This window comes from uncultured Modestobacter sp. (genome assembly GCF_947486615.1).
Taxonomy (GTDB): Bacteria; Actinomycetota; Actinomycetes; order Mycobacteriales; family Geodermatophilaceae; genus Modestobacter.
Window position 1 is genome coordinate 110908 of sequence record NZ_CANKUD010000002.1, and the last position, 20821, is coordinate 131728.

General features: G+C 75.1%; 21 protein-coding genes and 1 tRNA gene. 9 read left to right on the forward strand and 13 right to left on the reverse strand.

Going from position 1 to position 20821, the window contains the following annotated elements; genetic code table 11:
- Positions 1–21 precede the first annotated feature (21 nt).
- The 3 genes from Q1A09_RS03865 (at position 22) to rsgA (ending at position 3922) form a co-directional block, all read left to right on the forward strand.
- Positions 22–1491: an NAD-dependent succinate-semialdehyde dehydrogenase gene (locus tag Q1A09_RS03865; RefSeq protein ID WP_299952165.1), complete on the forward strand. Its 1470-nt coding sequence runs from the start codon at positions 22–24 to the stop codon at positions 1489–1491.
- An 85-nt stretch (positions 1492–1576) separates the two neighbouring features.
- On the forward strand, positions 1577–2866 hold the full coding sequence (gene aroA / locus Q1A09_RS03870) for a 3-phosphoshikimate 1-carboxyvinyltransferase (RefSeq protein WP_299952166.1): 1290 nt from the start codon (positions 1577–1579) through the stop codon (positions 2864–2866).
- A 51-nt stretch (positions 2867–2917) separates the two neighbouring features.
- Complete coding sequence (gene rsgA / locus Q1A09_RS03875) at positions 2918–3922, forward strand: ribosome small subunit-dependent GTPase A (protein ID WP_299952167.1); 1005 nt, start codon at positions 2918–2920, stop codon at positions 3920–3922.
- Positions 3923–4097: 175 nt separating this feature from the next.
- On the opposite strand, the gene Q1A09_RS03880 is transcribed toward rsgA, so the two are convergent.
- Entirely contained in the window at positions 4098–4829 is a 732-nt protein-coding gene (locus Q1A09_RS03880) for a peptidase E (protein WP_299952168.1), read from the reverse strand.
- Between the two features lie 48 nt (positions 4830–4877).
- Positions 4878–5414, reverse strand: coding sequence for a DUF2087 domain-containing protein (locus Q1A09_RS03885; protein WP_299952169.1), 537 nt, complete (start codon positions 5412–5414; stop codon positions 4878–4880).
- Between the two features lie 63 nt (positions 5415–5477).
- Here Q1A09_RS03885 and Q1A09_RS03890 point away from each other — a divergent pair, with 63 nt between their 5' ends.
- Both Q1A09_RS03890 and hisN read left to right on the forward strand, forming a co-directional pair.
- Positions 5478–5660 carry a DUF2795 domain-containing protein gene (locus Q1A09_RS03890; RefSeq protein ID WP_299952170.1) on the forward strand — a complete coding sequence of 61 codons (183 nt, stop codon included), beginning with the start codon at positions 5478–5480 and terminating at the stop codon, positions 5658–5660.
- Between the two features lie 157 nt (positions 5661–5817).
- Complete coding sequence (hisN, locus tag Q1A09_RS03895) at positions 5818–6636, forward strand: histidinol-phosphatase (protein WP_299952171.1); 819 nt, start codon at positions 5818–5820, stop codon at positions 6634–6636.
- Between the two features lie 10 nt (positions 6637–6646).
- Here hisN and Q1A09_RS03900 read toward each other — a convergent pair whose 3' ends face one another.
- From Q1A09_RS03900 to Q1A09_RS03910, 3 genes are all read right to left on the reverse strand, one after another.
- The gene (locus Q1A09_RS03900) at positions 6647–6826 is read right to left on the reverse strand and encodes a hypothetical protein (protein WP_299952172.1); all 180 of its coding nucleotides are present in this window, start codon (positions 6824–6826) and stop codon (positions 6647–6649) included.
- Positions 6827–6924: 98 nt separating this feature from the next.
- Positions 6925–8358 carry an FGGY family carbohydrate kinase gene (locus Q1A09_RS03905; RefSeq protein WP_299952173.1) on the reverse strand — a complete coding sequence of 478 codons (1434 nt, stop codon included), beginning with the start codon at positions 8356–8358 and terminating at the stop codon, positions 6925–6927.
- A gap of 30 nt (positions 8359–8388) precedes the next feature.
- Complete coding sequence (locus Q1A09_RS03910; protein ID WP_299952174.1) at positions 8389–9090, reverse strand: GAF and ANTAR domain-containing protein; 702 nt, start codon at positions 9088–9090, stop codon at positions 8389–8391.
- 234 nt (positions 9091–9324) lie between these two features.
- Here Q1A09_RS03910 and Q1A09_RS03915 point away from each other — a divergent pair, with 234 nt between their 5' ends.
- Together Q1A09_RS03915 and Q1A09_RS03920 are read left to right on the forward strand one after the other, a co-directional pair.
- Positions 9325–10722: a cystathionine beta-synthase gene (locus tag Q1A09_RS03915; protein ID WP_299952175.1), complete on the forward strand. Its 1398-nt coding sequence runs from the start codon at positions 9325–9327 to the stop codon at positions 10720–10722.
- Positions 10719–11858: a cystathionine gamma-synthase gene (locus tag Q1A09_RS03920; RefSeq protein ID WP_299952176.1), complete on the forward strand. Its 1140-nt coding sequence runs from the start codon at positions 10719–10721 to the stop codon at positions 11856–11858. The genes Q1A09_RS03915 and Q1A09_RS03920 overlap by 4 nt, the downstream gene beginning before the upstream one ends.
- A gap of 161 nt (positions 11859–12019) precedes the next feature.
- On the opposite strand, the gene map is transcribed toward Q1A09_RS03920, so the two are convergent.
- On the reverse strand, positions 12020–12790 hold the full coding sequence (gene map / locus Q1A09_RS03925) for a type I methionyl aminopeptidase (RefSeq protein WP_299952177.1): 771 nt from the start codon (positions 12788–12790) through the stop codon (positions 12020–12022).
- 45 nt (positions 12791–12835) lie between these two features.
- On the opposite strand from map, the gene Q1A09_RS03930 reads away from it, so the two are divergent.
- Positions 12836–13099: a helix-turn-helix domain-containing protein gene (locus Q1A09_RS03930; protein ID WP_299952178.1), complete on the forward strand. Its 264-nt coding sequence runs from the start codon at positions 12836–12838 to the stop codon at positions 13097–13099.
- 70 nt (positions 13100–13169) lie between these two features.
- A complete protein-coding gene (locus Q1A09_RS03935) occupies positions 13170–14045 on the forward strand; it encodes a glycosyltransferase family 2 protein (RefSeq protein WP_299952179.1) in 876 nt (291 codons plus the stop codon).
- Here the strand turns inward: Q1A09_RS03935 and Q1A09_RS03940 are convergent.
- The 7 genes from Q1A09_RS03940 to Q1A09_RS03970 all read right to left on the reverse strand — a co-directional run bounded on the left by Q1A09_RS03940 (position 14030) and on the right by Q1A09_RS03970 (position 20777).
- A complete protein-coding gene (locus Q1A09_RS03940; RefSeq protein WP_299952180.1) occupies positions 14030–14449 on the reverse strand; it encodes a hypothetical protein in 420 nt (139 codons plus the stop codon). The two genes, Q1A09_RS03935 and Q1A09_RS03940, sit on opposite strands and share 16 nt — an antisense overlap.
- Before the next feature lie 82 nt (positions 14450–14531).
- Positions 14532–15401 carry a polysaccharide pyruvyl transferase family protein gene (locus Q1A09_RS03945; RefSeq protein ID WP_299952181.1) on the reverse strand — a complete coding sequence of 290 codons (870 nt, stop codon included), beginning with the start codon at positions 15399–15401 and terminating at the stop codon, positions 14532–14534.
- Positions 15402–15552: 151 nt separating this feature from the next.
- On the reverse strand, positions 15553–15840 hold the full coding sequence (locus Q1A09_RS03950) for a GNAT family N-acetyltransferase (protein ID WP_299952182.1): 288 nt from the start codon (positions 15838–15840) through the stop codon (positions 15553–15555).
- Positions 15841–15969: 129 nt separating this feature from the next.
- Positions 15970–17130, reverse strand: coding sequence for a galactokinase (galK, locus tag Q1A09_RS03955; protein WP_299952183.1), 1161 nt, complete (start codon positions 17128–17130; stop codon positions 15970–15972).
- Positions 17131–17209: 79 nt separating this feature from the next.
- Positions 17210–18367: a galactose-1-phosphate uridylyltransferase gene (gene galT, locus Q1A09_RS03960; protein WP_299952184.1), complete on the reverse strand. Its 1158-nt coding sequence runs from the start codon at positions 18365–18367 to the stop codon at positions 17210–17212.
- 127 nt (positions 18368–18494) lie between these two features.
- Positions 18495–18571, reverse strand: a tRNA-Met gene (locus tag Q1A09_RS03965).
- A 61-nt stretch (positions 18572–18632) separates the two neighbouring features.
- Entirely contained in the window at positions 18633–20777 is a 2145-nt protein-coding gene (locus tag Q1A09_RS03970; protein WP_299952185.1) for a DEAD/DEAH box helicase, read from the reverse strand.
- Positions 20778–20821: the final 44 nt, after the last annotated feature.

The window sequence follows — 20821 nt, forward strand, 5'->3', positions numbered from 1 at the left end:
GCACCACGGAGGGCACATCACGTGACGACCACCCAGGCTCCCTCGACCGAGCAGCCGAAGACCGCGAGCGACGCGGGGGCCCGCCCCTATGCCACGGTGAACCCCTACACCGGGGAGACCGAGCGCGAGTTCCCCTTCCTGGAGACCGACGCCGTCGACGGCGTGGTCGAGCGGGCCCACGCGGCCTTCGGCGAGTGGCGCCGCCGGTCGGTGGCCGAGCGCGCCGCCGTCGTCGGCCGGGCCGCCGAGCTGATGCGTGAGCGGCAGGACGAGCTCGCCGCGCTGATCACCCGCGAGATGGGCAAGCGGATCCAGGAGGCCGCCGGGGAGGTGCAGCTCGCGGCCAGCATCCTGGAGTACTACGCCACCAACGGCCCGCGGTTCCTGGAGCCGAAGCCGATCGACGTGATGGGCGGCGGCGAGGCCGAGGTCGTCAACGAGCCGGTCGGCGTCCTGCTGGCGATCGAGCCGTGGAACTACCCGCTGTACCAGGTGGTGCGGGTGGCCGGGCCGAACCTGACCCTGGGCAACACGATCCTGCTCAAGCACGCGGAGAACAACCCGCAGTGCGCCCTCGCCCTGGAACAGCTGTTCCGCGACGCCGGGGCGCCCGAGGGCGTCTACACCAACCTGTTCCTGCGGATCGCCGACGTCGAGCAGGTCATCGCCGACCGGCGGGTGCAGGGCGTGACGCTGACCGGCAGCGAGCGGGCCGGGTCGAGCGTGGCCGCCCTCGCCGGCAAGCACCTGAAGAAGTCGGTGCTGGAGCTGGGCGGCAGCGACCCGTTCATCGTGCTCGACGCCCCCGACCTGGGCCGCACCGTGAAGGCCGCCACCATGGCCCGGATGGCCAACACCGGCCAGGCCTGCATCGCCGCCAAGCGGATCATCGTGCTCGACGACGTCTACGACGAGGTCGTCGCCGGGCTGCAGCAGGCGTTCGGCACCTTCACCCCCGGCGACCCGGCCGACCCGGCGACGACGCTGGGCCCGCTGTCCACCGAGCGGGCCGCGCAGGACCTCGCCGCGCAGATCTCCGACGCCGTGGACAAGGGCGCCACCGTGCTCGCCGGCGGCAGCCGCCCCGAGCACGACGGCGCCTTCGTCCAGGCGACGCTGCTGGCCGACGTCACCCCGGAGATGCGCGCCTACCACGAGGAGCTCTTCGGCCCGGCCGCCGTCGTCTACCGGGCCAAGGACGCCGACGAGGCGGTCGCACTGGCCAACGACAGCGACTTCGGGCTGTCCGCGGCGGTCTACAGCGGCGACACCGAGCGGGCCCGCGAGGTCGCCGACCGGCTGGAGTCCGGGATGGTCTGGATCAACCAGCCGTCGGGGTCCTCCCCCGAGCTGCCCTTCGGTGGGGTGAAGCGGTCCGGCTACGGCCGGGAGCTGTCCGAGCTGGGCATGTTCGAATTCGCCAACCGCCGGCTGGTGCGCACCATGCCGCCGAAGAAGCAGGCGGCCCCCGCCCAGCACGTCGGCGGCTGACGGCGGTCTCCGGGGGCCGCCGCGGCAGCCCCCGGAGCCGGCCCGGCGGCGGGCAGCCGGTCCGGACGACGCCCGGCAGGGCAGGATGAGCGGCATGCTCGAGGTCTGGCGGACGCCGTCGCGCGACGCCCCCGTGGACGCCGTCGTCACCCTGCCCGGCTCGAAGTCGATCACCGCCCGCGCGCTCGTGCTGGCCGCAGTCGCCGACGGGCCGAGCCGGCTGGTCCGCCCGCTGCGCGCCCGGGACACCGAGCTGATGGCCGCCGGGCTCCGCGCGCTGGGCGTGCGCATCGACGCCGACGGCGACGACTGGCTGGTCACCCCCGCCGAGCTGCGCGGACCGGCCGAGGTCGACGCCGGGTTGGCCGGGACGGTGCTGCGCTTCCTTCCCCCGGTGGCCGCGCTGGCCACCGGCCCGGTCCGGCTGGACGGCGACCCGCGGCTGCGCGAGCGGCCGAACGCCGGGCTGATCGCCGGGCTCCGCGACCTGGGCGTCGAGGTCGAGGACGGCGGCCGCGGCCGGGCGCCGTTCACCGTGCACGGCACCGGAGCGGTCCGCGGCGGCGCGGTGACCGTGGACGCGAGCGAGTCCAGCCAGGTGGTCTCCGGGCTGCTGCTGGCCGCCGCGCGGTTCGGCGCCGGGATCGACCTGACCGTGGCCGGCACCCTCCCCTCGATGCCGCACGTGGCGATGACCGTCCGCACGCTGGCCGAGCACGGGGTGCAGGTCACCGGGACCGACGGCGGCTGGCGGGTGGCACCGGGCCCGATCGCCGCGCTCGACCGCGTCGTCGAGCCCGACCTCTCCAACGCGGCGCCGTTCCTGGCCGCCGCACTGGTGACCGGCGGGCGGGTGACCGTCCGCGACTGGCCGGGCGACACCACCCAGCCCGGCGCCCAGCTCGACCGGCTGCTCACCGCCATGGGCGCCGGGGTCCGGCGCACCGACGAGGGGCTGCAGGTCACCGGCGGCCCGCGGATCACCCCGCTGGAGGCCGACCTCGGCGAGGTCGGCGAGCTCACCCCGGTGCTCGCCGCGCTCTGCGCGCTGGCCGACGGCACCTCCCGGCTGACCGGCATCGCGCACCTGCGCGGGCACGAGACCGATCGGCTGCAGGCCCTCGACGAGGTGCTCAGCGCCGTCGGTGCCCGGGTCGAGCAGCTGCCCGACGGCCTGGTGATCACCCCCGGCCCGCGGCGTCCGGCCCGGCTGGACTCCTACGCCGACCACCGGATGGTGCACGCCGCCGCGCTGCTCGGGCTGGCCGTCGACGGCGTCGAGGTCACCGACCCCGGCGCGGTCGCCAAGACGCTGCCGGACTTCCGCGAGCGCTGGGCCGGGTTGCTCGGCGCACCGGCCGGGGTGGCCCGTTGACCGCCGGAGCGCGACGATGACCCGCGGGACGGGCCTCCGATGAGCCGCCGGATGGACAAGCGGTCCGACGAGGACGACGTCCGGGTCCGGCCCACCAAGCACGGCTCCCGCCCGCGCACCCGCACCCGGCCGGCGCACGAGGAGGCCGTGCCCGGGCTGGTGGTCGCCGTCGACCGCGGCCGGATGACCGTCCGCGTGCAGGGCCCCGAGGGCAGCCCGGTCGAGGTGACCGCGATGCGTGCCCGGGAGCTGGGCAAGCACGGCGTGGTGGTCGGTGACCGGGTGCGGGTGGTGGGCGACACCTCCGGGCGCACCGACAGCCTGGCCCGGATCGTCACCATCGCCGACCGGGTCACCTCGCTGCGCCGCACCGCCGACGACACCGACCCGACCGAGCGGATCGTGGTCGCCAACGCCGACCAGCTGGTGGTCGTGACCTCGATCGCCGACCCCGAGCCCGCGCTGGGGTTCCTCGACCGCTGCCTGGTCGCCGCCTACGCCGGTGGGCTCGAGCCGCTGCTGGTGCTGACCAAGAACGACCTGGCCAGCGCCCAGCCGCTGCTGGACCGCTACGCCGGCCTGGAGGTCGACGCGGTGCCGATGTCCCCCGCCGCGCCGCTGGAGGACCTGGTGGCCAGGCTCCGCGACAAGACGAGCGTGCTGGTCGGGCAGTCCGGCGTCGGCAAGTCGACGCTGTTCAACCGGCTGGTGCCCGGCGCCTTCCGGGCCACCGGCGACGTCAGCAAGATCGGCAAGGGCCGGCACACGTCGTCCTCGGCGGTGCTGCTGGACCTGCCCGGCGGCGGCACGCTCATCGACACTCCCGGGATCCGCTCTTTCGGCCTGGCGCACGTCACCGCCGGCGACGTCCTCGCCGCCTTCGACGACCTGGCCGAGGCCTCGGCCGACTGCCCGCCGATGTGCGGGCACACCGCCGAGGACCCCGGCTGCGCGCTCGACCCGTGGGCCGCCGCCGGACCGCCCGCCCGGAGTGAGCGCCTGGCCAGCTTCCGCCGGCTCCTCACCGCTGTCGGCCAGCTCGCCCCTGGCCACTGAAGAAGGACCCCCCCACCCCTCGCTCCGCTCGGCGCGGGCCCCTGCAAGGGGGCCGTTCCAGCACGTCACCAAGCTCGGGGCGGGGACCTGCGGGGGGCCGGGCAGCAGCGAGTGCTGACCTGACGACTTCTGGGCCGTGGGCCTGACGTCGTCAGGTCGACAGTCGGGAGGACGGTCAGATGGCCCGCGGGGTGATCGGCCGTTCGAGGACGCCGCCGGCGCCGTCGGGGTCGACGCGCCAGGCGCGGGCGCCGGGACGGACGGTCACCGCCTCGACCAGCTCGGTGCCCAGGTAGTGCAGGCCGACCCCGTCCTCGGTGGCCAGACCGCCGGGCAGCTCCCCCGCCGCCACCATCCGGCGGTACGCCGCCCGGCGCGGCTGCTCGGCGGAGTCGTCGTGCACCGCGTTGCTGTGCGGCAGCAGCCCCAACCCCTCGGTGAACGGCGCCAGCCGCGCCGACCAGGCGTCGGTCGGCCCGCCCGCGTGCCAGCAGAGGCTGCCCGCGCTCGGGCCGGCCAGCAGGACCCCGGCGTCCCAGCATTCCCGCAGCGCGTCGGGGAGGCCGTGCGCCCGCCAGACCGCCATCAGGTTCACCACGCTGCCGCCCTCGACCAGGACGACGTCCTGGGTGAGCAGGTGACTGCGCACGTCGGGCACGCTCGGCTGCGGGAACAGCGTCAGCACGCTGAGCACGACGTCGTCCCGGCCGCCGAAGACCCGCTGGTAGGCCGAGACCGCGGCCGGGTCGTCGCCCACCGCCGTCGGCACGTAGCAGAGCCGCACCGGGCCCTCCGTCTGCCGTCGCGCCGCACCGAGCGCGAGCACGTGCTCCAGCAGCGGCCGGTTACCCCGCTCGCCCGGCTGGGGCGTCAGCACGCCCGAGAAGGCGAACACCTGCCTGCGCACCCTGGTTCCTCCCGTTCTCCGCCCGGGCACCCGGTGTCCCGGCCGGACTCAGACCTCGACGTAGCCGCCGCTGCGCCAGTAGACCCCCGACTCACGCGTCAGCAGCCCCTCGTCCACCAGATATCGGCGGAGCGCGGCCACGTCGGGGTGCCAGGCGGCCAGCAGCGCGTTGACCTCCCGCTCGGGGTACCGGACGCCGACCTCGAACACGTGCACCAGGTGCTCCAGCACCACCAGCCGCTTGCTCCGCTGGGTCGGGACGGAGACCAGTCGCCCGTCCCGCAGGAAGGCCCGCAGCACCGCGTCCTGCTCCGGGTCCGCCGACAGCGGCTCGACCGGCGGTGCGGTGGCGGCAGCGGCCCGGGCGGCGGCACCGAACTGCTCGGTGTGCAGGGCCAGCGCGTGCCCGTCCCGGTGGACCAGCCCGGCGCGGGCCAGCCGGCGGGCGGCCAGCGCGACGTCCTTCAGCGACAGGCCGGAGACCCCGGCGACGTCCTCGATCGTGCCGGCGCCGAGCGCCAGGGCCGCGACCACCTTCAGCCGCGCCGGGTCCGCGAGCAGCCCGACGATCGTCCCTGCCTCCATCCCCCGACGGTATCCGGGCACGCAGACGCATCGCCGCAGCGGCCGCGGGGTAGGTGGCCGGTCATGGTGAGCCCGATCGACATCCAGAAGGCCCTGTCCGGCATCGACTACCCGGCGAAGAAGGACGACGTGGTCGCCCACGCCGAGTCCCACGGCGGCAGCGACGACGTCCTCGAGGCCCTCAAGGGCATCGACGACCAGGAGTACGACACCCCCGCGGCGGTGAGCAAGGCCGTCTTCGACTGAGGAAGGGCCCTCTTCCTCCCCACCCTTCGCACGCTCGGGGCGGGCCCCTGGAAGGGGGCCGTCCCAGCGCGTCACGAGGCTGTTGCGAGGGAGCCGTTCCAGCACGTCACCGGCGGCGGTCGGGGGCCGGGTGGCCCCCGACCGCTAGGTTCGGGTCATGACGGCTGGCCAGCGGGGGTACAACGAGGACATGCGGCTGGCCCACGTGCTGGCCGACCAGGCGGACGCGATCAGCCTGGACCGGTTCCGGGCGCAGGACCTCGAGGTGGAGACCAAGCCGGACCTGACCCCGGTCACCGACGCCGACCGCGCCGTCGAGGAGCAGCTGCGCAGCACGCTGGCCCGGGCCCGCACCCGGGACGCGGTGCTCGGCGAGGAGTTCGGCAGCACCGGCCGCGGCGACCGACGGTGGGTCATCGACCCGATCGACGGCACGAAGAACTTCGTCCGCGGGGTGCCCGTGTGGGCGACGCTGATCGCGCTGCTGGACGGCGACGTGCCGGTGGCCGGCCTGGTGTCGGCGCCGGCGCTGAACCGGCGCTGGTGGGCGGCGGCCGGCACCGGCGCCTGGACCGGGCGGCGGCTGGAGAACGCCACCCGCTGCACCGTCTCCCGGGTCGGCAGCCTGGCCGACGCGAGCCTGTCCTACTCCAGCCTGTCCGGCTGGGAGGAGCGTGGCCGGCTCGACCCGTTCCTGGACCTGACCCGGGCGGTGTGGCGCACCCGCGCCTACGGCGACTTCTGGAGCTACATGATGGTGGCCGAGGGCGCCGTCGACGTGGCCTGCGAGCCGGAGGTCTCGCTGTGGGACCTGGCCGCGCTCGACGTGATCGTCCGCGAGGCCGGCGGCACCTTCAGCGACCTGGACGGCAACGCCGGGCCGGCCGGCGGCAGCGCCGTGGCCAGCAACGGCGTCCTGCACCCCGACGTGCTGACGGCGCTCGCCCCCCGGGAGGGACGAGCACCGTCGGTGTGAGCCGGACCGGTCAGCGCACCGGGCCCGAGCCGCCGCGGCCACCCTGCAGCCGGCGCCGCACGTCGTCGATCTTGGCGCGGTTCTTCGGGTCACTGGCCAGCTGCTGGGCCTTCTCCGTCGCCTGACGGATGACCTGCTTGCCCTTCGGGCTGTTCGCGAACTGCATGACCTTGTTCATCAGCGACGCCATGACGCGCCCACCCCCTGGTCGTCCGGGGAGCCCCGGTGGGCTCCGCTCATCGCGTCAACGGTGCCGGCGCGCCCGGCGTTCCGCGCGTCGGCCGGGGCTCAGCCGGGAGCCCGGCCCCACCGTTCCCGGACCTCCTGCATCGCCGGGCCCCGAGGCTCGACGACGGGCCCGACCACCCGCTGCGGGGTCAGCTGCTCCCCCACCCCACGGGCGGCGAGCACCGCGGCCCCGGCGGCCGAGGCGCTGCGCACCTGCACGTGCTGCACCGCCCGGCCCAGCACGTCGGCCAGCACCTGCTGGACGCCGTCGTCGCGGGCCCCACCGCCGGTGAGCACGACCACCTCGTCACCGTCCGGGCCGAGCAGGTCGAGCCCGACGGCCACGGCGCAGGCGACGCCCTCCAGCGCGGCCCGGGCCAGGTCCGCCCGGGTCGTGTCGGCCGACAGCCCGGACCAGCCGCCACGGTCGGTCGGGCCGGCCACCCCGCCCCGCTCGCCGGTGAGGAAAGGGCGGAAGACCACGCCGCCGGCCCCCGGCGGCGACGCGTCGAGGCTGCCGGCGAACGCCGCCCAGTCCAGGCCGAGCACCGACTGCACCCAGGCCCACGCGGTGCCGGCGTTCTGCAGCGCGGCCATCGCGTACCAGCCGTCCTCGGCGTCGGCGAAGCAGTGGACGACCGGGTCCGGCGCGGGCCGCGCGGGTACCCCCGGCCGGAGCACCTGCGCGCCGGACCCCAGGTTGACCTGCGTGCCGGCCCGGGTACCGGCGGCCAGCAGCGCCAGCGGGGTGTCCGCGCCGCCGACCACCACCGGCACCTCGCCCACCGGCAGCCGGGCCGTGCCGACCACCTCGTGCCCCGGCCGCACCGCCGGCAGCAGGGCGGCGTCCACGCCGGCGGCCGCGACGGCCGGGGCCGACCAGCGCTCACCGGGGACGTCCCACAGCAGCGTGGCCGTGGCGTCGCTGCGATCGGTGACCGCCGGGTCGGCACCGGGGACGAGGGTGGCCCGCACGGCGTCCTTGGGCAGCAGCACCGCCGCCGCCTGCGCCACGAGCTCCGGCCGGTGCCGAGCCAGCCACGCCAGCATCGGCCCGGTCATCCCGGGGGCCAGCGGGTTCGCCAGCGCCGCCCGGTCCGCCGCCGGCAGCTGCCGCCAGCGGTCCAGCTCGCCCGCCGCGCGGCGGTCGGGCCACAGCAGCGCGGGGGCCAGCGCCGTCCCGTCCGCGTCGACCAGGACGGCGCCGTGCATCTGCCCGGCCAGCCCCAGCGCCCTCACCCGGCGGCCGCCCAGCTGCCCGGCCAGCTCGACCAGGGCGCCGTCCAGCGCGCGCCGCCAGCCGGACACCTCGGCCTGCGCCCAGCCCGGCCGCGGCCGATCGACCGGGTAGGCCGCCTCGACTTCGGCCACCACCGCGCCGTCCGGGTCGAGGGCGGCGAGCTTCAGGCCGCTGGTGCCCAGGTCCGCACCGAGGACGACGGTCATCGGCTGCCGGTCACCGCCTGCCGGGTCGCTGCGCCATGGCCCGATCATGGCCTCGGCCGGAGGTCCTCGCGCGCCGGCTCAGCTGCCGCGCAGCACCCCGGTGGCGGTGAGCTCCTCGGCGATGTCGCGGAGCTTGACGTTGCTGCGCTGCGAGGCGTGGGTCAGCAGGGTGAAGGCCTGCTCCGAGGTGACCTTGTACCGCTCCATCAGGATGCCCTTGGCCTGCTCGATCACCGCACGGGAGGCCATCGCCTGGCGCATGTTCGCCACGTCGTCGGTCGCCCGGGCCGCGGCCTCGGCGTTGCCCACGGCGATCGCGACGAAGGCCGCGACCTCCTCGCCGATCGCGACGTCGGCGGCACCGAAGGCCCCCGGCCGGCGGGCGTAGTTGTTCAGCGCCCCGATCGTCGCGCCCTGGAACGGCAGCGGGATCGACAGCGAGCTGTACACCCCCAGCCCCGCGACCTGCCGCGCGTAGTCGGGCCAGCGGTCCTCGTGCCGCATGTCCTCCACGAGGAAGACCTCCCCGGACCGCCCCGCGTCGAGGCACGGGCCGTACCCGCGCTCGTACTGCAGCTCATCGGCGTCCATCGCGATCTGCCCGTCATAGGCAGCGGTGAAGGCACGCTCGTCACGGATCAGCGTGATCGAGGTGGCCTCGGCACCGGGGATCGCACGGTGGGAGATCTGGACGATCTCGGTCAACACCTCGGGCAGCTCCCGCCCCACGAGGACGACGCCCGCCAGCTCTTGGTGCAGGGCGCCAAGGCTCTCGGTCATCGTCTCGGGGGTCCCTCTCCACAGCGGCGGGTGGGCCGTTGGTTCGACGTCCGCCTCGCCGGGGGCAGGCCCGACCGGCCGGACGAGGGTATACGCCGTAAAGGGACCAACCGCACACCGAGCCGGTCCGGGCGCCACCTGCCACCCTGATGCCTCCGCGGGCGTCTGGTGGGATGGTCGGGTCAGCCGGTGCGCGCGATCCGCCGCCGGCCCACCCGCAGAGCAGGAGACCCCGTGCAGTACGCCGAGTCCGTCGTCGAGCTCATCGGCGACACCCCGCTGGTCCGGCTCAACTCCGTCACCGCCCACCTGGGCCCGGACGCGCCGCTGGTGCTGGCCAAGGTCGAGTACGTCAACCCCGGCGGCTCGGTGAAGGACCGGATCGCGGTGCGGATGATCGAGGCCGCCGAGGCGTCCGGGGCCCTCCAGCCGGGCGGCACGATCATCGAGCCGACCAGCGGCAACACCGGCATCGGCCTGGCCATCGTCGCCCAGACACGCGGCTACAAGTGCATCTTCGTGTGCCCGGACAAGGTCGGCCAGGAGAAGATCAACGTGCTCAAGGCCTACGGCGCCGAGGTGCACGTCTGCCCCACCGCCGTCGACCCGGCCGACCCGCGCTCCTACTACTCGGTCTCCGACCGGCTGGCCCGGGAGACCGAGGGTGGCTGGAAGGCCGACCAGTACGCCAACCCGAACAACCCCCGGTCGCACTACGAGACGACCGGGCCGGAGATCTGGACGCAGACCGAGGGGAAGATCACCCACTTCGTCACCGGCGCGGGCACCGGCGGCACCATCTCCGGCGTCGGCCGCTACCTCAAGGAGGCCAGCGGCGGCCGGGTGCAGGTGATCGGCGCGGACCCGGAGGGCTCGGTCTACTCCGGCGGCACCGGCCGGCCGTACCTGGTCGAAGGCGTCGGGGAGGACTTCTGGCCCGAGGCCTACGACAAGTCGATCGCCGACGAGATCGTCGCGGTCTCCGACGGCGACTCCTTCGCGATGACCCGGCGGCTGGCCCGCGAGGAGGGGCTGCTGGTCGGCGGCTCCTGCGGGATGGCCGTCGTGGCGGCCCTGCGGGTGGCCGAGCGGCTGACCAAGGACGACGTCCTGGTGGTGCTGCTGCCCGACGGCGGCCGCGGCTACCTGAACAAGATCTTCAACGACCAGTGGATGGCCGACTACGGCTTCCTGACCGAGTCCGGCGGGGAGACCGTCGGTGAGCTGCTGTCGGCGAAGGCGGGCGAGACGCCGGACCTGGTGCACACCCACCCGAACGAGACGGTGCGCGACGCGATCGACATCCTGCGCGAGTACGGGGTGAGCCAGCTGCCGGTGGTCAAGGCCGAGCCCCCGGTGACCGCCGGGGAGGTGGTCGGCTCGGTCGCCGAGAAGACGCTGCTGGACGCCCTGTTCACCGGCCGCGCCACGCTCGCCGACCCGGTGGAGCGGCACATGTCGCCCCCGCTGCCGATCATCGGCTCCGGCGAGCCGGTCTCGGCCGCGGTCGGGGCCCTGGGTGACGCCGACGCCCTGCTGGTGCACGTCGACGGCAAGCCGGCCGGCGTGGTCACCCGCCAGGACGTGCTGGGCCACCTGGTCGACATCCCGACCCCGGCGGCGCAGTCGTGACCGGCTTCAACACCCGGGCGATCCACGCCGGGCAGGAGCCCGACCCGGCCACCGGCGCGGTCATCCCGCCGGTGCACCTCACCACCACCTACAAGCAGGACGGCGTCGGCGGGCTGCGCGGCGGCTACGAGTACAGCCGCAGCGCCAACCCCACCCGGGACACCCTGCAGACCGCGCTGGCCTCGCTGGAGCAGGGCACCCGCGGGATGACGTTCGCCTCCGGGCTGGCCGCCGAGGACACCCTGCTGCGCACCGTGTGCCGGCCGGGTGACCAGGTGGTGCTCGGCGGCGACGCCTACGGCGGCACCTACCGGCTGATCTCCCGGGTGCTCGAGCCGTGGGGCGTCACGCACACCCCGGTCGACCTCAACGACCTCGACGCCGTCCGGGCCGCCGTCGCGCCGGAGAACGTCCGGGTGGTCTGGTGCGAGACGCCCAGCAACCCGCTGCTCAACGTCTCCGACATCGCCGCGCTGGCCGAGATCGTGCACGCCTCCGGGACGCTGCTGGTCGTCGACAACACCTTCGCCAGCCCCTACCTGCAGCAGCCGCTGACGCTGGGCGCCGACGTCGTCGTGCACTCCACGACGAAGTACCTCGGCGGGCACTCCGACGTCGTGGGCGGGGCACTGGTGGTCGCCGACGCCGAGCTCGGCGAGCGGCTGGCCTACCACCAGAACGCGATGGGCGCGGTCAACGGCCCGTTCGACGCCTGGCTGGTGCTGCGCAGCCTGAAGACCCTCGGCGTCCGGATGGACCGGCACAGCGCGAACGCCGGCCGGATCGCCGAGTGGCTGCTGGCGCACCCTGCGGTGGGCGACGTGCTCTACCCGGGGCTGCCGCAGCACCGCAACCACGACATCGCGGCGAAGCAGATGTCCGGCTTCGGCGGGATGATCTCGTTCCGGCTGAAGGCGGGCGAGGAGGCGGCGCTGCGGGTGTGCGAGCGCGCACAGCTGTTCACCCTGGCCGAGTCACTGGGCGGCGTGGAGTCGCTGATCGAGCACCCGCACCGGATGACCCACGCCAGCGCCGCCGGCTCCCCGCTGGAGGTGCCGGCCGACCTGGTCCGCCTGTCCGTCGGCATCGAGGACGTCGACGACCTGCTGGCCGACCTGGACCAGGCGCTGTCCTGATCCGACGCGCACTGTTGGTCCCCCAGTGCTGTCTCCCGGCACGGGACACCGCACTGGGCGACCAACGGCGCTGCCTCTGTGTCGAGGTCTGGCCGGACGCCGTCGTGCGCTCGCCGTCGGTGTCCGGGTCACGGGACCGACGGGGAGCGCACGACGGCGGCTCAGCGCGGGGCGGTGAGGATCCTCGGGCCGTCGGCGGTGACGGCCACGGTGTGCTCGACGTGGGCCGCGCGGCTGCCGTCGGCGCTGCGCAGGGTCCAGCCGTCGGCGTCCACCCGGTAGTCGTCGCTGCCCCCGGCCAGGAACCACGGCTCGATGGCGATCACCAGCCCGGCGCGCAGCGGCACCCCGCGACCGGCCCGGCCCTCGTTGGGCACGCTCGGCGCCTCGTGCATGGACCGGCCGACGCCGTGGCCGCCCTGGTCGGTGTTGATGCCGCACCCCCCCGCCCGGCCGACCGCACCGATCGCGGCCGAGATGTCCCCGATCTTGTTGCCGACCACCGCGGCGGCAATGCCGGCGGCCAACGCCCGCTCGGTGGTCTCCACCAGCTGCAGGTCCTCCGGGCGTGGCGTGCCGATCGGGTAGGTGCGGGCAGCGTCGCCCACCCAGCCGTCCAGGGTGGCACCGGCGTCCACGCTGAGCAGGTCGCCGTCCTCGAGCTCCTGGGACGTCGGGATGCCGTGCAGCGCGACGTCGTTGACCGACAGGCAGAGCACACCGGGGAACGGCGGCGTGCTGCGCAGCGGTGCGTAGCCGAGGAACGGGGAGGTCGCGCCGGCATCGGCGAGGACCTGGCGGGCGACGGCGTCCAACTCGGTCAGCCGGACCCCGGGCGCGGCCAGGGCGTGCACCGCGGCGTGCATGTCGGCGACCACCGCCCCGGCGGCGCGCATGGCGTCGATCTCCCCGGGTGTGCGCAGCTCGATCATCTGTACTCCTTCCGGGATTGGTATCCCGGTATTACTATCACGTCCATGGTGCGCCCCCCGCTGACCCCCGCCGAGCGCGACCGTGGCCGCCGGCTGGGGGCGGTGCTGCGGGCGGCACGCGGTGCACGCACGCCCGGTGAGGTGGCCGCGGCGTCCGGGGTGAGCCTGGAGGCGCTGCGGAAGATCGAGTCCGGCCGGGTCCCGACACCGGCCTTCTTCACGGTCGCAGCTCTGGCCCGCGCACTCGACCTGCCGCTCGACGACCTCGCCGGGTCCCTCGACGACGCCGGCACCGCCCTCTCCGCCTGACGTGGCCGGTCGCACACGGCCGCCCCTCGCCACCACGTGCGTGCGGCCGACCGGCGGGTAACTCCTCGGCGTGAGTGAGCCCCGCGTCAGCGTCGTCATCGCGACCATGGACCGGCGAGAGTCGCTGCTGCGCTCGCTCGACCGGCTCGACTGCCCCGGCGGCCCTCCGGTGATCGTGGTGGACAACGCCTCCGCCGACGGCACCGCCGACGCCGTCCGGTCAGCCCGTCCCCGGGTCGACGTGCTCGAGCTCCCGGCCAACGCCGGCGCGGTGGCGCGCAACCGCGGCGTGCAGCGTGCCGCCACCCGCTACGTGGCCTTCGCCGACGACGACTCCTGGTGGGAGCCGGGCGCACTGGAGGCGGCGGCCGACCTCCTCGACGCCCACCCGGAGGTGGCGGTGGTCGTCGGCCGGGTGCGGATGGCGCACGACGGCAGCGAGGACGCCGTCACCGGCAAGCACCGCGCCGAGCTGCTGGGCCGCTCCCCCGCCGGCCCGCTGGTGCTGAGCTTCCCGGCGTTCGCCGCCGTGGTCCGCCGGGACGCCCACCTGGCCGTCGGCGGCTTCTCCCCGTTCCTGTTCTTCGGCGGCGAGGAGCACCTGCTCGCCCTCGACCTCGCCGCCGCGGGGTGGCAGCTGGTGTTCGCCGAGGACGTCGCCGCCTGGCACGACCCGGCCGGCCCGGACCAGCCGGGCCCCATGCGCTGGGCGCTGCAGACCCGCAACGACGTCCTGGTCGACTGGCTGCGCCGGCCGCTGTCGGTGGCACTGACCGCCACCGGCCGGCTGGCGTCCCGGGCCGTGCACGACCGGGGCGCCCGCTCCGCCCTGGCCGGGGTGCTCCGCCGGCTCCCCGCCGCGCTGCGCCGCCGGCGACCGGTGCCCGCGGAGGTGGAACTCCGCTTCGCCACCGCCCTGCGACCGCTGGCTCAGTCGAGCAGCTGAAGGGCCCCGGTCGGACAGGCCCGCACCGCCGTCTCCACCGCGGCCAGGTCGGTCGGCTCACCGTCCATGCTGATCAGCGAGCCGTAGAACTCGTTGAGGTCCGGGGGCATGTCCGCGATCGACACCGCGCCGGCACCCGAGGAGAACAGCGCCGGCCGGCTGCTGGTCGCCGCCACGTCGGCGTACCGGGTCACCGCGTGGTAGCCGGCGCCGGGCTCGATGAAGGGGACGACGGGTTCGGCGAAGAACGCGAACGGGCGCTCCCGGCGCAGCCGGTCGAGGACGGCGTGCCGCACCTCCGGCGGTTCGCCCCAGAACACCCGGTCGGACAGGTCGACGGCGTCGAGGTCGATCGCATCGGGGTCGATGGCGTCCGGGTCGGGGCGCAGGGTGGGAGTCGGCACGGTGGCCTCCCGGGGCGGACGGTCGTGGCGACCCGACGCTAGCCCAGACGTGCTCCGGGTCACACCCGTCCGGGCGCCGGTGTCAGCCGGCGAGCAGGCCGGTGAACCACTCCCGCGCCGCGGCGTTGCCCGCCGCACCACGCTCCTGCGCCCCGGCCAGCTCCGCGGTCAGCGTGCCCGACAGCGCATGCTCCAGGGCGGCGTCCAGGGTGGTCGGGTCGACCTCGCCGGCGCGCAGCACGATCGGCCAGCCGAGCGCGGCCGCCTGCGCGCTCACCTTGGCGCCACCGGCGATGGCGTCGCAGGCGATCACCGGCTTCCCGTGCGCCAGCCCGAGCACCAGCGCGTGCAGCCGCATGCTGACCACCACGTCGGCCCGGCGGATCAGCGCCTCCACCTGCAGCGGGAAGCGCTCGTGCGGCTTCTCGAACAGGTCCATGGTCAGCTCGAACCACGGGATCGCCCGGGCACCCAGCCAGCCCTCGATCGCCGCGCGCACCTGGGCGGCCTGGCTGCGGTCGCCGTACTCCTCCTGCGGCGGCGCGAAGGCGACGGCCACCACGGGCACGTCCGGCGTGGTGGTGCCGATGGCCAGGTCCGGCCGGGAGATGCCCGGGGCGTCCCGCTCCCAGACCTGGTGGAACAGCGCCCGGCCGGCGTCGGAGACCACCGAGACGTTGACCGCCCAGCGCTGCGCACCGGCGAAGGCGGCGGTCAGCTCGCGCAGCAGCGGGGTGTCCGAGAGCGGGCCGCTCACGAAGACCAGGTGGGTGTAGTCGGCCGGGTCGAGCTCCCGCCAGTCCGGGCCGCGCTGCAGGTAGGGCGCCCAGGCGACGTCGTGCTCGATGCCGGCCTCGGCGAGCCAGCCGACGACGACGTCGGCCCCCAGCTCGTCGCCGATGGTGGCGATCACCTCGTCGAAGCTGAACCAACCGGTGACCAGGACGCGCATGCCCCCAGCCTCTCAGGCGGCCCACACGCCCCTGCACCGGCCTCTGGACCCGTCAGCGACCCCGGGGCCTCGGGATCCCGGCGGCGACCCTGTCCCGTCAGGACTCAGCGGCGACCCTGTCCCGTCAGGGCCCGGCGGCGACCCGGTCGCGTCAGGACTCGGCGGCGACCAGGTCCCGGTACTCGGGGTGCCGCTCGATCCAGCCGCGCACGAACGAGCACATCGGGACGACGGTGCCGCCCTGCGCTCGCACGTCGTCCAGGGCGCTGCGGACCAGCGTGCTGCCCAGCCCGGAGTGCCCCTCGTCGCTGTCGACCTCGGTGTGGGTGAACACCACCTGGTCACCGCGGCGCTGGTAGGCGGTGACGCCGAGCAGGCGGTCGCCGTCCCGGATCTCGTAGCGGTTGTCCTCGGGGGCGTTGCTGACCGTCGGCTCCATGCCCCTCCCGAACTCCCGTCCCGGCCGCACTGTTCCCCGGGCGCACCCCGCCCAGGGGCCGCGAGCGGAGGGGACGAGGCCAGGCCCCGGAGCGGGGTCCACCGCTCGGTGGGACCCCGCACGGGTCCCTCAGGACAGCCGGCGGGCCGCCGGACCGGAGGTGACCGTGAGGATCCCCGGGAGGGTCAGCTCCCGCTCGCGGCAGGCCGCCACCACGGCCTCCCCGACGACCTCGGCGTCGGCGGAACGGATCAGCGCGATGGCCGAGCCACCGAACCCGCCGCCGACCATCCGGGCGCCCAGGGCACCCGCGGCACGGGCTGCCTCGACCACGACGTCGAGCTCCACCGCCGACACCTCGTAGTCGTCGCGCAGCGAGGTGTGCGAGCCGTCGAGCAGCGGGCCGATCTCGGCGACCCGGCCGGCGCGCACCAGCTCGACGACCTCGTCCACCCGCTGGTTCTCGGTGACCACGTGCCGGGTGCGGGCCTGCAGCCGCGGGTCGCTCAGCCGGTCGACGTCGGCCGGGGTGGCGTCGCTGAGCCACTCCAGACCCAGCTGGCGGGCCGCCTCGTCGCAGTCCGCGCGGCGCTTGGCGTACTGCCCGTCGGCCAGCGTGTGCGTGACCCGGGTGTCGATGACCATCAGCTCCAGGCCTGCCTCGGCCAGCCCCAGCTGCACCGGCTCGGTGCGGAAGTCGCGGGTGTGGATCAGCAGGGCCGAGCCCTCCTCGGCCAGGAGGGCGACGGTCTGGTCCATCCCGCCGGTGCCGGCGCCCACGACCTCGTTCTCCGCCCGGATCGCGGCCTGGATGAGCAGGTGCCGGAGCTCGGCGTCGTCGGCCCGGCCGGCGAGCTCGGCGGCCGACAGCGCCACCGCCGCCTCCAGCGAGGCCGAGCTGGACAGGCCCGCGCCCAGCGGCACGTCGCTGCTGACGGCCATGTCCAGGCCGGGCACGTCCACCCCGGCCTGCTGCAGCGACCACAACGTCCCGGCGGCGTAGCCGGCCCAGCCGGACACCTGACCGGGCCCGAGCTCGGCCAGCGTGCCCTCGAACGGCTCGGCGTCGGGGTCGGTGCTGGTGATCCGGACCCGGTCGTCGTCCCGCCGGCGCACGGCCGCCGCGGTCACCCGGGTCAGCGCCATCGGCAGGCAGCGCCCGCCGTTGTAGTCGACGTGCTCGCCGATCAGGTTGACCCGACCGGGCGCGGTCCAGACGCCGTCCGGCTCGACGCCGAAGGCGCTGCGCAGCTCGGCGACCGCGAGGCCGGCCTCCTCCTGGGCGGTCACGACATCCCCCGTTCGCTCACACGCAGCGCTCCGCTCCTCGGTCGCTGGCGCTCCCTGCGATGCTCACGCCACGCTCCGCTCACGACGCCACCTCGCGCAGCCGCTCGGCGATCCGCTCGGGGGTCGTGTCGTTGATCCAGGCGCCCATGCCCGACTCCGAGCCGGCCAGGTATTTCAGCTTCCCGGGCGCGCGGAGCAGCGAGAACAGCTGCAGGTGCAGCCGGCCCAGCTCCCGCTCCTCGCCGGTCGGCGCCTGGTGCCAGCCGGAGATGTAGGGCACCCGATCCACGCCGGGGTGGAAGCGGTTCACCCGGCGCAGCAGCTCCTGGTAGACGACGGCGAGCTCGGCCTTCTCCGCGTCGTCCAGGGCAGCGAGGTCGGGGACGTCGCGGTGCGGGGCCAGGTGCACCTCGACCGGCCAGCGGGCCGCGCGGGGCACGTAGGCGGTGAAGTGCTCACCGGCCAGCACCACCCGGGTGCCCTCGGCCTGCTCGGCGGCCAGCACGTCGGCCAGCAGGTTGCCGCCGGTCGCCTGCCGGTGCCGGCGGGCCTGCTCGAGCAGCTGCCCGGAGCGCGGCGGCAGGACCGGGTAGGCGTAGACCTGTCCGTGCGGGTGGGTCAGCGTTACCCCGATCTCCTGGCCGCTGTTCTCGAAGACGAACACCTCGGCCACGCCCGGGTCGGCCGAGTGGGCCGCCGTGCGCTGCGCCCAGGCCTCGACGATGGTGCGCATCCGCGCCGCCGGCAGGTTGACGACCGCGGCGTCGTGGTCGCTGGAGAAGACCACGACGTCACAGTGCCCGTAGGCGGGGCGGTCGGCGGGGCCGAACGGCGCCGCCGGGCCGTCCTCGGCCGGCCCGACGGTCAGCGGCGCGAAGCTCGGGAACCGGTTGGCGAAGACGGCGACGTCGTACTCGCCGTCCGGGACCTCGGTGGGCCGTTCGGGGTCCCTCGTCGGGTCCAGCGGGCAGTCGGCGGCGCTGGGCAGGAACGTGCGGTTCATCCGGTGGCCGGCGATGGTCACCCACTCACCGGTCAGCACGTCGTAGCGGATCTCCCCGGCGTGCGGCGGCTCCGGCAGCGGCCGGACGTCGGCGGTCTCGTGCACCGGCCCGTCGGTGGCCCGGTCGTCGAAGTAGAGGATCGGCCGGCCGTCGGCCAGGGTGCGCTCGGTGACCCGGCCGGGCCACTGCTGCGCCCCGCCGCTGGCCTGTCCCGCCGTCGGTCCCGCGTCCATCCCTGTCGGTCCTCCTCGTCGCCCTGCGCTGCCCGGTTTCGGGGCGGCCGCAGGCAGAGTCTGCACACACCGCGCGCACACACGGACGGAGGGCCCGGTCACCTTGACGGTGACCGGGCCCTCCGGTTGGTAGCGGGGACAGGATTTGAACCTGTGACCTCTGGGTTATGAGCCCAGCGAGCTACCGAGCTGCTCCACCCCGCGTCGCAGGGAGAACGTTACCCCACTCCCCGGACGGCGTGCAGCCGGCCCCCGGACGGCCCGCTCAGAGGGCCACCGGCGGGGCGGGCCGGGCCGCCAGCGCGTCGGTGAGCAGTGCGACGAGCGCCTCCAGCTGGACGTCGGCCGACGGCGACAGCTCCTCGTCCGACCCATCCAGCGCCCTGGCCGCGAGCCCCGCCTTGCTGTCGATCAGCTCGGCGATCCGGGCGTCCATCGTCTGGGCGGCGATGATCCGCCAGGCGGTCACCGGCTCGGTCTGCCCGATGCGATGGGCACGGTCGATGGCCTGGGTCTGCTCCGCGTCGGTCCAGGACAGCTCGGCGAGCACCAGGTTCGACGCCACCTGCAGGTTCAACCCGACCCCGGCCGAGGTCAGCGAGCAGACCGCGACGCCGACCTCGGGGTCGTTGACGAAGGCGTCGATGTTCCGCTGCCGCGCCCCCGGCGTCTGGTCCCCGCGGATCGAGGCGAACCGCACCCCCTGCTTGGTGAAGGTCGCCTCCGCGGTGTCCATGACGTCGATGTGCTTGGCGAAGAAGACCACCTTGCCGGCGCTGCGGGCCAGCTGGGCCGCGTAGTCCGCGGCCAGGCCGGCCTTCGCCTCGCCGATGCGCCGCATCATGCTGAAGACGTTCTCCCCGGCCTTGGTCGAGGTGGAGTCCTTCAGCTCCACCCGGGCCACCCGGCGCACCAGGTCGGCGTCGATGCCCTCGGCCCGCTCGTCGGCCGGGCGGTTGGCCAGCGCCGTCTCGTAGCGCTCCACCATGCGCCGGGCGAGGTCCCGCTCGGCGGCCCGGATCGACCGGCCGGCCGGCCCGTCCAGCTCGACCGGGAGGTCGGCGATGCGGCGGGCGGGGATGTCGGCGGCGACGTCGACCTTGCGGCGGCGGACGATGCCCAGGTCGATCACGCTATGCCGCGCGGCGGGGTAGAAGCCGGCGTCGGCGGGGGTCAGCCCGGTCTCCTCCAGCGCGTCGATCAGCTCACCGAGCGGCTTGCTGTCATCGATCCAGCCGAGGAACTGCCAGATCGCCCGGAAGTCGTCGATGTCGTTGATCAGCGGGGTGCCGGTCAACGCCATGAGCAGGGGCTTGGCCCCGCGGGAGCGGATGCGCTCGGAGAGCTCCAGGACGTGCTGCGACCGCTGCGACGTCCGGTTCTTGATGAAGTGCGCCTCGTCGACCACCATCCCGCGGAAGCCGAAGTCGCCCAGCCAGCCGACGTGCCGGTCCAGCACCTCGTAGTTGACGACCACGATGTCGGCGAACCCGTCGATCGTGTGCCCGTCGCCCTGGATCACGGTGGCCCGGCGGTGCGGCGTCCACTGCCCGGCCTCGCGCGCCCAGTTGGTCTTGACCACGTTCGGGACGACGACCAGCAGCGGGTACGCCCCGGCCGCCTCCGCGGCCAGCAGCGACTGGGCCGTCTTGCCCAGGCCGGGCTCGTCGGCGAGCAGGAAGGTCCGGTGGCCCTCCGCGGCGGCCGCGACGACCTGTCCCTGGTGCGGCATGAGCTCCCGGCCCATCGGGGTGAACCGGGCCGACGGCGCCGGGAGGGCCATGCACGCCGGGGCGCCACCGCCGGCGCGCTCGAACGAGCTCAGCAGCGGGCCCAGCAGCTCCCAGCCGGCCAGGCGGCGGGGACGCGGCACGTCCTGGCGGGCGGCGGAGAAGTCCGGTGCGAGGAAGGGGTTGGCCATCTGCCGGGAGATGACCGACTGCGGCACCACCTGACGTTCCGGTGCGACCGGCGCGGCGACGGGCTGGGGAGCCGGGGCCTCCTCGGCGGGCGCCTCGACCCCGATGTCGGCCAGCAGCTCGCGCTTGAGCGTCCGCGCCGCGGCGGAGACGGTGGCGTCCTCGGAGAGCAGCGCGAGCAGCGCGGGGTCCCGCACGGCGGTCTTGGCCAGGATCGTCCCGATCCCGTCCAGGCGCTTCAGCTGCTCGCCCCGGCGGGCGTCGCCCAGGGTCTCGTCGGCGCGGACCCGGGTGTGCTCCTCGCGCACCAGCAGCGCCACGACCTCGAACTTCGCGCGCACCGCGGGCGTGACCCGGCCCCGCTGGACGGCCGCCTCGACCTCGCGGACCGTGCGGGCGAGCGCGGAGACGACGTCGCCGTCCCGGACCCGCCGCTGGTTGCGCGGGGCGCCACGGCGAGTGCCCGTCTGGGCCTGGCCTCGTCGAGCCACAGACTCCTCCTCTCCAGATGCCCCGGCACGGTGGCCGCGGCGGG

What these genes read in the sequence shown, in the direction of transcription:
- Q1A09_RS03950 (WP_299952182.1), bottom strand. Translation starts at nt 15,840, where the DNA reads ATGGAGCCGACGGTCAGCAACGCCCCCGAGGACAACCGCTACGAGATC.
- Q1A09_RS03890 (WP_299952170.1), top strand. Translation starts at nt 5,478, where the DNA reads ATGGTGAGCCCGATCGACATCCAGAAGGCCCTGTCCGGCATCGACTAC.
- aroA (WP_299952166.1), top strand. Translation starts at nt 1,577, where the DNA reads ATGAGCGGCATGCTCGAGGTCTGGCGGACGCCGTCGCGCGACGCCCCC.
- map (WP_299952177.1), bottom strand. Translation starts at nt 12,790, where the DNA reads ATGATCGAGCTGCGCACACCCGGGGAGATCGACGCCATGCGCGCCGCC.
- rsgA (WP_299952167.1), top strand. Translation starts at nt 2,918, where the DNA reads ATGGACAAGCGGTCCGACGAGGACGACGTCCGGGTCCGGCCCACCAAG.
- Q1A09_RS03945 (WP_299952181.1), bottom strand. Translation starts at nt 15,401, where the DNA reads ATGCGCGTCCTGGTCACCGGTTGGTTCAGCTTCGACGAGGTGATCGCC.
- Q1A09_RS03910 (WP_299952174.1), bottom strand. Translation starts at nt 9,090, where the DNA reads ATGACCGAGAGCCTTGGCGCCCTGCACCAAGAGCTGGCGGGCGTCGTC.
- Q1A09_RS03905 (WP_299952173.1), bottom strand. Translation starts at nt 8,358, where the DNA reads ATGATCGGGCCATGGCGCAGCGACCCGGCAGGCGGTGACCGGCAGCCG.
- Q1A09_RS03930 (WP_299952178.1), top strand. Translation starts at nt 12,836, where the DNA reads ATGGTGCGCCCCCCGCTGACCCCCGCCGAGCGCGACCGTGGCCGCCGG.
- Q1A09_RS03900 (WP_299952172.1), bottom strand. Translation starts at nt 6,826, where the DNA reads ATGGCGTCGCTGATGAACAAGGTCATGCAGTTCGCGAACAGCCCGAAG.
- Q1A09_RS03885 (WP_299952169.1), bottom strand. Translation starts at nt 5,414, where the DNA reads ATGGAGGCAGGGACGATCGTCGGGCTGCTCGCGGACCCGGCGCGGCTG.
- hisN (WP_299952171.1), top strand. Translation starts at nt 5,818, where the DNA reads ATGACGGCTGGCCAGCGGGGGTACAACGAGGACATGCGGCTGGCCCAC.
- galT (WP_299952184.1), bottom strand. Translation starts at nt 18,367, where the DNA reads ATGGACGCGGGACCGACGGCGGGACAGGCCAGCGGCGGGGCGCAGCAG.